Consider the following 10,380-nt stretch of genomic DNA (forward strand, 5'->3'; position numbering starts at 1 on the left):
GGGTCAGCTCACCCAAAATGCGACAAGGCCCGGGCCAACTCGCTGTGATGGGCGGCGGCTTGCTGCAGGTCCACGCCCGCCACGGCTGCCTCCCAGGCCTGGCGCATGCTTTGCACCCCGGCGGCGGTGCCGTCTGGGTGACCAATGATGCCCCCGCCAGCCAAATGCATCAGGTCGCAAGAGGCCAGCTGCCGGTAAATTTCCGGGGCCAAACCGGCCCACTGTCCAGAAGAAAATACAGGCATCAATGGTTGCAAGCCCGCAAACGGACGCAAGCAATCCTGCGCATTGGCAAAAACCGACGCATCGGGTTCCCAAAATTTACTGCTGGGACCATTCACATGCAAATGGTCCACCCCCGCCAGCCGCCACAACTTTTGGAAGGCCGCAAAAGAAAAACCCAAGCCGGGGTGGCGCGTCAAGGCCCCCCAACCATTGCGGTGGCCATGAATGGGCAAAGCGGTGTTCTTGCGCAAATGCTCCACCCCGGCAAAGCCCATCCAATTGACGCTGACCATGACACACGTGCCACCGGCAGCCGCCACTGCCTCGCTTTGGCGCAGCATGTCATCGATCGAGCCCGAGACATTGAAGGCATACATCGGCATGCGCCCCAAGCGATCGGCATGCCGATGCAGCACCGGCATCACCGCCGCCAGCCGCGCAGCAAACGGCTCGTAGGGCGGATTGGCCATCAATTCATCGTCCTTGATGAAATCAATCCCCGCAGCGCACAGCGAATCCACCAGCTGCGCCGTTTGCTCGGCACTTAAACCAATGCTGGGCTTGACAATCGTGCCCACCAAGGGACGCCCGTGCACGCCCGCCAGCTGGCGAGTGCCCTCGATGCCAAACGCAGGCCCCTGAAACTCGGCGGCATAAGAGGGTGATAAATCCAGATCGAGCAAGCGCAATGCCGTGACCTCACCGAGCTCAAACAAATTGCCCGCCACCGTGGCCAACAGCGAAGGCAAATTGGCCCCGACGTTGTCCACTGGAAACGCAATCTCGATTTCGGCCCGTTCAAAAGGCCCATCCAGCCCCTGGCGCTGCAGCAAAGCACTGTGCAGCGTGGGTTGCGCGCTGGCAGGACTGGGCAGCACACGGGTGACCCGGGCTCGCGAGCGCTCTTTCAATTGCGCGGTTTCCCCTGGCAAGGTGACAAAGGTACCACTCGACTGCTCTCCGGCAATGATTTCGGCCACTCTGTCAGAGGGCACCGTGCTTTCAACGAAATAACGGGCAGTGAATTCGGAACGCGCACCAGGCTGGCTCATGGATCAAGTCTGCTAGAAGGGAAGAAGCCAGCATCGTATGACGCCTGATGGGCCACCACAAGGCAGAACCGTTCAGAAAAACGCCATCGTGCGCACTTCGATGCTTTCGCGCTTCAAGGCATCGGGCGCCGTATCTGGGTGCTCAAAAGCCGAATGCCCCATGAACCGACAACGCCCATCGGTGGCCGAGTCATAGGTTTTGAGCATCAAAGCGTGGTGCGCCTCCATAAATGGAAAGAACATCCAGCGGTGCTTGGGCGAATGCCGCATCACATAAATTTCGCCCGTTCTGTCCAGGTACTTGAGCTCCATGCGCAACATGTCGCCTTCGTCGTGTGTCGAGGCATCGCACATGGCCAAGGGCAACTCCTCAACCCGTTGGTAAAGTGGCTTCCAAACGTTGTAAAAAGCCACCCGGCCTTGCAAAAGCTGCGGGGCATCATCTGGCAAGATGTCGTGCACCCTTTGCGGCCCACTTTTGACCGTGTAATCGCTGTGGACCAACAAAACGGCAGGCCTTTGGACCTCGGTTTGCTGCTTCAGATCGGCGGGCAAACGCTGCCGTATGGTGTGGTCAAAAACTTCCACCCGTTTGGCCCCTGTGTGGGCCTTCACAAAATCCACCACCTGCTGATAGAACACCTGCTTGACCTGCGATTCATTGGCAAAGTCCTTGAAGGAGGGGTCAAAGTCATGCAACTCAAAGCCCTCCTTGTCCAGACGAATGTCATGTCGCAAAGGCCATGCATCGTGAATGGCCATTTCGTGCACGTCCGTCCCCGGCGGATTGATCTTCACACTCGGGTCCGGCTCATAAAAATAATAATCCGGCGGTTGGCCGTTGTCCTCTGAGTAATTCAAACTCGCGCGGACGGCGTGCAAATCGGTCATGGCTGAAGTCAATTCGTTTTTTGGGTGGTGAAGCCTTCGTAGACCATGGTGTTTTGCCAGCAAGGCAGTGCCTCGACATCTTGCAGCAACCAGCGTGTCAGATTTTTGTGGGGGCCCAAAGGCAATTTTTGCCAACCATGCAAATGCAAGGGGGCAGCCAAGGCGATGTCCGCGATGGTGACTTGGTCACCACACACCCAGCGGCTCGATGCCAGGCGATTGTCCAGAATACCCGCCAGCTTGTGGAACTGAGCTTCCTGCGCCGCCAGGACTGCCGGATCAGCTGCGCCGCCCAGCAATGGCTTAACGCAGTTTTCCACCAGAAAAACATAACAGCTTGGAAACCAGCTGGAAGACTCCCACAGCAACCAACGGTTGATGTCGGCACGGGTTTTCAAATCCTGGGGATAGGACGATGCATGGCCAGTTTTGTCTGCCGCGTACTGCAAGATGGCGTTGGACTCCCAGAGCTCCAAATCGCCGTCTACCATGGCAGGCAAAGACGCGTTGGGGTTCAGACTCACAAAGGGTTCCAGTTTTTGTTCCCCCTTGAAGTAGTCAACGTGCACCAACTCATAGGGGGCACCCATCAGCTGCAATCCAGCCAGCACTTTTTTACAGTTGACGGTAATCGGGTCTGCGTGAATTTTCATGTTGTCTCCGTGGTTTGTGTGGTTTCATGAACAAAAGCCAAGCCAGTTTAAAAATTGACCCGAGTCAAAACAACTGCTGTAATGCAAACCGATTGTTTATGAACCACGAACAATGAGCACACCCGAGCGGCAGCAACGCCCCATCTCCACCGACATGCTGGCAGCCTTCCTAAAAGTGGCGGAATGTCGCAGCGTCAGTCAGGCCGCCGTTTCCTTGGATGTGGCCAAAAGCCTGATCAGCAAACGCATCGCTCAACTGGAAGAGCGCCTGGAAACCACACTGTTCAGCAGAAGCACCCGCAAGGTCGCGCTGACGCCAGCCGGAGAAACCTATGTGGACTATGCAAAAAGGGCGCTGGCCGAAGTGTCCGATGGCATGGAACGCGTGCGCTCGCTGCGAACAGAGCTGAGCGGCAATTTGCGGTTGACCGCACCGGTGTCCTGGGGTCAGTGGGTTTTGGCCAAGCACCTGCCCGAATTTCTCAAGCTGCACCCCCATCTGGAGATCGACCTCATGCTGACCGACCGCATGATGGACATGGCCGCCGAGCGCATCGACGTTGCCCTGCGTTGGTCAAGCCACTCGCAGCACGAGCGCCACGGCACACCCCTGACCGAAATCAAATGGTTTTTGACCGCTGCCCCCGCCTACATCGCCCAACACGGCCTGCCCTCTGAACCCACCGAACTGAAAGATCACGCGTGTGTGTATTACCGTCGCGACAACACCGATGACCACTGGACCTTGCAGCACAACCTGGCCGCCAACCCGAGCGGGCCCCGCCAGGCGGAAGTCAAAGTGAGCGGGCGGTACCGAGTCGACAACCCGGAAGCCGTGCTGGAAGCTGCCTTGGCTGGCATGGGGATCGCCCTGTTGCCCGACTACCTGTGCGTCCCGGCCATCGAACAAGGCAGCTTGGTCAAAGTGCTGACCCCCTGGACCCCGAAAACCAAGTTCGGCACCCACATCGTTGCACTGTGCCCACCTGAGCGAAAAAAGATCTCTCGCAATCAGGCCTTGATCGATTTCCTGCAACGCAGCATGTCCCAAGACAGTTGATGCAATCGTCAATTTAAATCTGACGACCGATTCAGCCCAATCAGGTGACATATTGGCGTTTTTTCAGTCCGTGACCCCACCCAGACTCTTGAGTACGCCCAGCCACAAGGCGTCGCGCAGTTGGTAGGGTCGTGCATCTTGACGGCCGCTGGGCTGGTCATTGACCGAGGTCTGAACCATCACAATGCCCGATTTGGGTTGCACCATGATGTGCTGACCATGGATACCTTGCAACGCAAATGTCCGCTCTTTGTAAGGCGCAATCCAGGTTTGGTAGCCGTAACCCATGCCCGGCGTCGCGTTGCGCGGCCGAAATGCCGCCGGTTGGCGTGCCGCATCTGTGGCGTCAAGCAGGTAATCGCGGGGAATGATCTGCACACCGCCCCTGAGGCCATCGTTGGCCAGCAGCACACCAAAGCGCGCGTAGTCCCGCAGCGTGGCATTGAAGCTTCCGCCCGTGCCCTCGCCTTGGTCAGCCCCTGCCAGCAGCCAACGCGCCTGTGCCTCTGCACCCATGGGTTGCCACAGCCATTCTTGAGTCATCTGGGTGATGCTCATGCCCGCGGCGCGGCTCAAAACCCTGCCCAAAACTTCTGTTTCGATGGTGGCGTATTTGAAGCGCAGGCCCTGCTCTGCTTCGCGGGTGGTCTTGGTGTTGAGGTATTCCACAATTTTCTCGGGCCGCATGTGGTTTTCAGGCAAATACAAGACACGGCCCCAAAGCCAGATGTCGTCGTCGGGCGTCCAGGTGTAAAGCTCTCGGAAAGGCACGCCAGAGGACATGCGCAGCAAGTTGCGGATGGTGGTTTGGCCGTAAGCAGAAGGCGCAATTTCAGGCCAGTAGTCGGCCGCTTTGTCGTCCAGTGAGCGAATCAGGCCTTTGCTGTGCGCCATGCCCACCAGCATCGCCGTGAAAGTTTTGGCCATGGAAAAGGAGCGAAACCGCATGTCGGGTTGCCGGCCATATTGATAGCGCTCGGCCACCACTCGGCCGTCTTTGATCACCATTAGGCCGGTGGTTTTGGTGTCGGCCATGAAGTCGTCCAAGGTTTTGCTGAACAGCCCCCAGCGGTAGCTGATGGCGGGCGCATCGGGCCAGCGCGGCAAGGGCATGGGGTCGCCAGACGGACTCACGACAGAGCTGGGTGCGATTTTTTCATTGGCAGACCAAGTGCCCACCCGGCACTCAGGCCGGGTCACGGCTTGGGCACAGACCGGGTAGCCTTGTTTCATGCCCAAACGCTCGGCATCCGGACCGTCCGGTCGCGTGAATGAGGTCTCGGCCCCGGCGCACAAATGCATGGCGAGCCAGCCAACCAGGAGCACAGACATAGCCCATTTTGAAGGTGCAAAATTCATAAATTATCCAAATAGCTTGTTGTTATCAAATGAGACATTTCAAGAAAAGCTTATCAGACGCTTGGATGCCGCCAGCAGACATTGGCCTCCAGACAAGCCCCCATGCACCCCCCCCTGCACAGGCGCTAAACTGTTTTGGCCGCATGAACTAGCCACCCACACCCGCCGAGGAGCCCATGAGCGAACTTGAACAATTTATGGCCAGCCGCGATGCTTTGCTGACCCACCGCACCGACTACGAGGCCGCCGTGGCGGCGTTTCGTTGGCCGGTTTTGACGCATTTCAATTGGGGGCTGGACTACTTTGACAGCATCGCACAGGACAACCCCGCCCCAGCTTTGCACATTGTGGAGGCCTCGGGAGAGCAGTTTCGCCTGAGCTATGCCGAGTTGTCGCAGCGCTCCAACCAAGTGGCCAACTGGTTGGTGACCCTGGGTGCGCGCAAGGGCGACCGGATTTTGCTGATGATGGGCAACGAAGTGCCCCTGTGGGAGACCATGCTGGCCGCGATCAAGCTGGGCGTGGTGCTGATCCCCGCCACCACGCTGTTGTCGGGCGATGATTTGCAAGACCGCCTGGAACGCGGGCAGGTCAAGTGCATCATCACCAATGCGGTGGGCATGGCCAAGGTGCTGGAGTTGCCCAGCGCCGTGACGAACGGGCTGAGCTTGGTGAGCGTGTCGGGCGACGCGGGCTTGCCTGCAGGTTGGCACGATTTCGCGCAGTCGCACCAGGCCAGCACCGCCTTCACCCCACCCGAGCCGACCCGGGTGACCGATCCATTGCTCGAGTACTTCACCTCGGGCACCACGGCCAAACCCAAGCTGGTGCAACACACCCAGCAAAGTTACCCGGTGGGGCATTTGTCCACCTTGTATTGGCTGGGCCTGCAAAAAGGCGATGTGCACTGGACCATCAGCTCACCGGGCTGGGCCAAGCACGCCTGGAGTTGTTTTTTTGCTCCGCTCAACGCGCAGGCCTGCGTGTTCATTTACAACTACGCGCGCTTCAACGGGCCAGACATTCTGGGCACCCTGGTGCAACACCGGGTCAACACCCTGTGCGCGCCGCCCACGGTGTGGCGCATGCTGATTCAAGAGGACCTGAAAGCCTGGCCCGTGCAGTTGCGCGAGCTGATTTCAGCGGGCGAGCCACTCAACCCCGAGGTCATCGATCAGGTGCGAGCCGCTTGGCAAATCACCATCCGCGACGGTTATGGCCAGACCGAGACCACCGCCCAGATTGGCAACCCACCGGGTGCGCCGCTCAAGGCGGGTTCGATGGGGCGGCCTTTGCCCGGCTACCGAATGGTGCTGCTGAACGCCGATGGCAAACCCGCCAACGAGGGCGAAATTTGCATCGACTTGGCGCACCGCCCCACCGCGTTGATGAACGGCTATGCCGACGACGCGGACAAAACCGCCGAGGCCATGCGCGCAGGGTACTACCACACGGGCGACGTGGGCCAACGAGACGAGCAGGGTTACATCACTTATGTCGGACGGGCCGACGATGTGTTCAAGTCCTCGGGCTACCGCATCAGCCCCTTTGAGCTGGAGAGTGCGTTGATCGAACACCCGGCCGTGGCCGAGGCGGCGGTGGTGCCCGCGCCCGACCCTTTGCGCGGCTTGGTGCCCAAGGCCTATGTGATTTTGGCCCCAGGACACGCGCCGGATGCGGCTACGGCGGGGGCAATTTTCAAGTTCATGCGGGAGCGGGTTTCGGGCTACAAATTGGTACGCCGCATCGAGTTCAGCGACCTGCCAAAGACCATTTCGGGCAAGATCCGCCGCGTGGATTTGCGCGCCCAAGAAAATGCGCGTGCAGCCCAAGGCGGCCGCCACGCGGACGAATTCCGAGAAGAAAACCCATGAGGCCCGCATGAAGAAATGGATGCTCGCATGGCTGTTGGCCGCCCTGCTGCTGCCCACGGCGTTTGCCCAGCGCCTTTACGACGGCAGCGGTCGGCAGATTGGACGGGTGGATGCCGAGCGCTTTTACAACGCTTCGGGTCAGCAAATGGGTCGCATCGACGGCGAGCGCGTCTATGACGCATCAGGGCGGCAGTTGGGGCGCATCGATGGCAGCCGGGTGTACAGCGCCTCGGGCAGCCAGATGGGCCGCATTGACGGTGACCGCCTGTACAGCGCTTCGGGCTCGGCCATGGGACGCATCGATGGGGACAGGCTCTACGACGGCTCTGGCCGCCAGATTGGGCGCGCCGATGGGCTGCGGCGCATGCAAATGATCGTGTTTTTTTATTTCTTCATGTGAGAATGACATGACCGTTCGAGAAATCCTCAAGATGGGCGACGCCCGACTGCTGCGCGTGGCCGAGCCGGTGCAAACCTTTGACACGCCCGAGTTGCACGCCTTGATTGCCGACTTGCACGACACCATGGTGGCCGTGAACGGCGCAGGCCTGGCCGCTCCGCAAATTGGCGTGAACTTGCAACTGGTGATTTTTGGGAGCACGGCCATGAACCCACGCTACCCAGGCCGTCCGCTGGTCCCGCGCACGGTGCTGCTCAACCCGGTGATCACGCCGCTGGGGGCCGAGGAAGAGGACGATTGGGAGGGTTGCCTGTCGGTGCCCGGCTTGCGCGGTGTGGTGCCGCGCTTGTCGCGCATCCGCTACACCGGCTTCGATGAAAAAGGCACGGCCATCGACCGCACGGTGGACGGGTTTCATGCCCGCGTGGTGCAACACGAGTGTGACCACCTGATCGGCAAACTCTACCCCATGCGGGTGCGCGACTTCAGCCGATTTGGTTTCACCGAGGTGCTTTTTCCAGAAATCAGCGCGGCCGAGGACGATTGAGCCAACGCTCTAAGCCTGACATCCAAAAAAGCCGGTGGCCTGACGACCCAACTCATCGAGGCTGGCGCAGGGGATTGAGCAGGTCGCTCAAACCGTTGTGGTCGATCTCCTGCATGAGCTGCAGCAGTTGACCGATTTCACCCTTGGGGAAGCCCTCACGCGCAAACCAGTTGAGGTAGTTGCCGGGCAAATCGGCAATCAACATGCCTTTGTGTTTGCCATAGGGCATGGGTGTGTTGACCAGTTTCATCAGGTCTTCGGGTTTCATGCACGAGCCTTTCAGTCTTGTCCGCTCAGACTTCGCCCCACAACCATTGACGCACTCGCGCATGGAAAGCTTCGGGTTTGGACACCATGACCCAGTGGCCACAGGGCAAGCCCTGCACTGCACTGCCAGGCTTGGCCGCGACTTTTTCCAGCCATTGGGCCGAATGAAACATGAAGGGCTTGCGCTCGCCGTAGACAAACAGCAGCGGCATGGGCAACTGGACTGGCGCCGCATGCTGGAGGCCACCCGCCGTGCCGAACCATCGCATGGCATAGGGGTAGTTCATCTTGTGGGTGATGCGGCCAGCGTCGCAGGGGCAGCGCAGCCAGCGGGCCATGGCGCGGGTCATGCGGGTGCCCAAGTTGCCGCCCAGCGTCCAGGCCAAGGCCAGCCACACTTGGTAGCCCATGACGGACAGTTTTTCCTTCAAACCCCATTCGCGCAGCAGGGCACCCGAGTTGTGGTCCCCCACATCCACCGCCACCACACGGGCCACGCGTTCGGGGTGGCGCATGGCCAATTCGTAGCCAAAAATGCAACCCCAATCGTGCAACATCAAGGTCACGGGCTGGTCGGGGCTGATGCGGTCCACGATCTGACGCAAGAGCTGACACATGTCGTCCAAACTGGTCGCGGCAGGGCCAGTTTCAAAGCCAGGCAGTGTCAGGCGGGCGCAGGTGGCGCGGTCTTGCAATGCGGCCACGGTGCCGTCCCACAAAGCACGGGTATCGGGCCAGCCGTGCAGCATCAGGATGACTTCGTCGCCCTGCCCTTGCAGCCAAACTTCGGATCCGTTGACGGTGATGCACCGCTCCTGCTTGTCCATGGTTTACAAAGCCTTGGCCAGGCGCGCAACGCCTTCAAGGATCTTGTCTTCGCCCACGGTGGCAAAGCTCAGGCGGAAGGTGGCGTGGTCGGAGTGGGCGCAAAAGAACGGTGTGCCCGGCACAAAGGCCACGCCCTGTTCGATGGCGCGTTTGGCAAACACATTGCCGTCGGCCACTTTGCCGCCTGCACCTGTGAGGCGCGCCCACACGAACAAACCGCCTTGGGGTTGCACAAACTCGACCGCATCGCCCAATTCGCGGCGCAAAGCATCGCCCATGGTTTGGGCGCGCTTGGCATACACAGCGCGCACTTTGTCCAGCGTGGCGGGCATGCGCCCAGCCAACAGGTACTGCGCCGCTGTGGCTTGGGCAAAGGTGCTGGTGTGCGCATCGCTGAATTGTTTGCACATGGTGGCGCGAGACAGCAACTCGGCCGGTGCCACCATCCAGCCCACGCGCAAGCCGGGCGACAACACTTTGGACAGCGAGCCGCAATGCACCAGCAGCTCGCGGCTACCCGGCACAGAAGCGCTCATGGCCAACAAACTGGGTGGTGGGGCTTCGCCAAAATACAAATCGCCATACGGGTCGTCTTCGACGATCAGGGTCTGGTGTTTGACCGCCATCTGGAGCACCTGTTGGCGGCGCTCGGCGCTGAGCAAGGCACCGCTGGGGTTGCCGAAAGTAGGGATCAGGTAAACGAATTTGGGTTGGTGCTCTGCGATCAGCTTTTCCAGCACATCGGTTATCACCCCGTGGCCGTCCACCGGGGCGCTGATGAGTTCGGCCCCATAAAGGCGAAAGCACTGGATGGTGGCCAAAAAGGTTGGGCCTTCCACGATCACCTTGTCGCCCGGGCTGATCATGGTTTTGCCAATCAGGTCCAGCGCTTGCTGGCTGCCCGTGGTCACCATCAATTGGTCAGCCGTGACGTCTTTCGCCCCCTTTTGGCCCATGAAGTGCGCCAGCTGCTCGCGCAGCGGGCCAAAGCCTTCGGTCGCACCGTATTGCAGGGCCGCGCCGGGGTCTTGGCTCAGCGCGGCGTTGCTGGCTTCGCGGATGCCCTCCACGTCAAACATGGCGCTGTCAGGAAAACCGCCTGCAAAGCTGATGATGCCGGGTTTGCCCAAGAGCTTGAACAGCTCGCGGATGGCGGAGGTTTCGACGTTGTTCAGGCGGTCGGCAAATTGCAAAGGCATGGTGTATCTTCCCGTGTTGACTTGG

At 60.0% G+C, this 10,380-nt stretch carries 11 protein-coding genes; 4 read left to right on the forward strand and 7 right to left on the reverse strand.

What is annotated here, in order from left to right:
* Positions 1–8: 8 nt before the first annotated feature.
* From Q0O99_RS13250 to Q0O99_RS13260, 3 genes are all read right to left on the reverse strand, one after another.
* Positions 9–1,277 (reverse strand): ribulose-bisphosphate carboxylase large subunit family protein, encoded by a 1,269-nt coding sequence (locus Q0O99_RS13250; RefSeq protein WP_293752301.1) that lies wholly within the window; start codon positions 1,275–1,277, stop codon positions 9–11.
* A 72-nt stretch (positions 1,278–1,349) separates the two neighbouring features.
* A complete protein-coding gene (locus Q0O99_RS13255; RefSeq protein ID WP_293752303.1) occupies positions 1,350–2,168 on the reverse strand; it encodes a CmcJ/NvfI family oxidoreductase in 819 nt (272 codons plus the stop codon).
* Positions 2,169–2,176: 8 nt separating this feature from the next.
* Entirely contained in the window at positions 2,177–2,821 is a 645-nt protein-coding gene (locus Q0O99_RS13260) for a glutathione S-transferase family protein (RefSeq protein WP_293752305.1), read from the reverse strand.
* A gap of 112 nt (positions 2,822–2,933) precedes the next feature.
* Between Q0O99_RS13260 and Q0O99_RS13265 the strand changes: the two genes are divergently transcribed.
* Positions 2,934–3,881: a LysR family transcriptional regulator gene (locus tag Q0O99_RS13265; protein ID WP_293752307.1), complete on the forward strand. Its 948-nt coding sequence runs from the start codon at positions 2,934–2,936 to the stop codon at positions 3,879–3,881.
* Positions 3,882–3,944: 63 nt separating this feature from the next.
* Here the strand turns inward: Q0O99_RS13265 and Q0O99_RS13270 are convergent, their stop codons facing one another.
* Complete coding sequence (locus Q0O99_RS13270; protein ID WP_293752309.1) at positions 3,945–5,213, reverse strand: serine hydrolase; 1,269 nt, start codon at positions 5,211–5,213, stop codon at positions 3,945–3,947.
* 203 nt (positions 5,214–5,416) lie between these two features.
* Between Q0O99_RS13270 and Q0O99_RS13275 the strand changes: the two genes are divergently transcribed.
* Genes Q0O99_RS13275 through def form a run of 3 tightly spaced genes read left to right on the forward strand, consistent with a single transcriptional unit; the run spans position 5,417 to position 8,061 of the window.
* Entirely contained in the window at positions 5,417–7,114 is a 1,698-nt protein-coding gene (locus tag Q0O99_RS13275; RefSeq protein WP_293752311.1) for an AMP-binding protein, read from the forward strand.
* A gap of 7 nt (positions 7,115–7,121) precedes the next feature.
* Positions 7,122–7,514: a 5-fold beta-flower protein gene (locus Q0O99_RS13280; protein ID WP_293752313.1), complete on the forward strand. Its 393-nt coding sequence runs from the start codon at positions 7,122–7,124 to the stop codon at positions 7,512–7,514.
* A gap of 7 nt (positions 7,515–7,521) precedes the next feature.
* The gene (gene def / locus Q0O99_RS13285) at positions 7,522–8,061 is read left to right on the forward strand and encodes a peptide deformylase (RefSeq protein ID WP_293752315.1); all 540 of its coding nucleotides are present in this window, start codon (positions 7,522–7,524) and stop codon (positions 8,059–8,061) included.
* A gap of 52 nt (positions 8,062–8,113) precedes the next feature.
* Here def and Q0O99_RS13290 read toward each other — a convergent pair whose 3' ends face one another.
* Genes Q0O99_RS13290 through Q0O99_RS13300 form a run of 3 tightly spaced genes read right to left on the reverse strand, consistent with a single transcriptional unit; the run spans position 8,114 to position 10,355 of the window.
* Positions 8,114–8,329 carry a DUF3820 family protein gene (locus Q0O99_RS13290; RefSeq protein ID WP_293752317.1) on the reverse strand — a complete coding sequence of 72 codons (216 nt, stop codon included), beginning with the start codon at positions 8,327–8,329 and terminating at the stop codon, positions 8,114–8,116.
* Positions 8,330–8,354: 25 nt separating this feature from the next.
* Complete coding sequence (locus Q0O99_RS13295) at positions 8,355–9,155, reverse strand: alpha/beta hydrolase (protein WP_293752319.1); 801 nt, start codon at positions 9,153–9,155, stop codon at positions 8,355–8,357.
* 3 nt (positions 9,156–9,158) lie between these two features.
* Complete coding sequence (locus Q0O99_RS13300; protein ID WP_293752321.1) at positions 9,159–10,355, reverse strand: PLP-dependent aminotransferase family protein; 1,197 nt, start codon at positions 10,353–10,355, stop codon at positions 9,159–9,161.
* Positions 10,356–10,380 lie beyond the last annotated feature (25 nt).

The organism is Limnohabitans sp. Rim8 (assembly GCF_945901735.1).
In the GTDB taxonomy this organism is placed as follows: domain Bacteria; phylum Pseudomonadota; class Gammaproteobacteria; order Burkholderiales; family Burkholderiaceae_C; genus Limnohabitans_A.

Coding starts and splice junctions, on each gene's coding strand:
- Q0O99_RS13250 (WP_293752301.1), bottom strand. CDS start 1,277: ATGAGCCAGCCTGGTGCGCGTTCCGAATTCACTGCCCGTTATTTCGTT.
- Q0O99_RS13255 (WP_293752303.1), bottom strand. CDS start 2,168: ATGACCGATTTGCACGCCGTCCGCGCGAGTTTGAATTACTCAGAGGAC.
- Q0O99_RS13260 (WP_293752305.1), bottom strand. CDS start 2,821: ATGAAAATTCACGCAGACCCGATTACCGTCAACTGTAAAAAAGTGCTG.
- Q0O99_RS13265 (WP_293752307.1), top strand. CDS start 2,934: ATGAGCACACCCGAGCGGCAGCAACGCCCCATCTCCACCGACATGCTG.
- Q0O99_RS13270 (WP_293752309.1), bottom strand. CDS start 5,213: ATGTCTGTGCTCCTGGTTGGCTGGCTCGCCATGCATTTGTGCGCCGGG.
- Q0O99_RS13275 (WP_293752311.1), top strand. CDS start 5,417: ATGAGCGAACTTGAACAATTTATGGCCAGCCGCGATGCTTTGCTGACC.
- Q0O99_RS13280 (WP_293752313.1), top strand. CDS start 7,122: ATGAAGAAATGGATGCTCGCATGGCTGTTGGCCGCCCTGCTGCTGCCC.
- def (WP_293752315.1), top strand. CDS start 7,522: ATGACCGTTCGAGAAATCCTCAAGATGGGCGACGCCCGACTGCTGCGC.
- Q0O99_RS13290 (WP_293752317.1), bottom strand. CDS start 8,329: ATGAAACCCGAAGACCTGATGAAACTGGTCAACACACCCATGCCCTAT.
- Q0O99_RS13295 (WP_293752319.1), bottom strand. CDS start 9,155: ATGGACAAGCAGGAGCGGTGCATCACCGTCAACGGATCCGAAGTTTGG.
- Q0O99_RS13300 (WP_293752321.1), bottom strand. CDS start 10,355: ATGCCTTTGCAATTTGCCGACCGCCTGAACAACGTCGAAACCTCCGCC.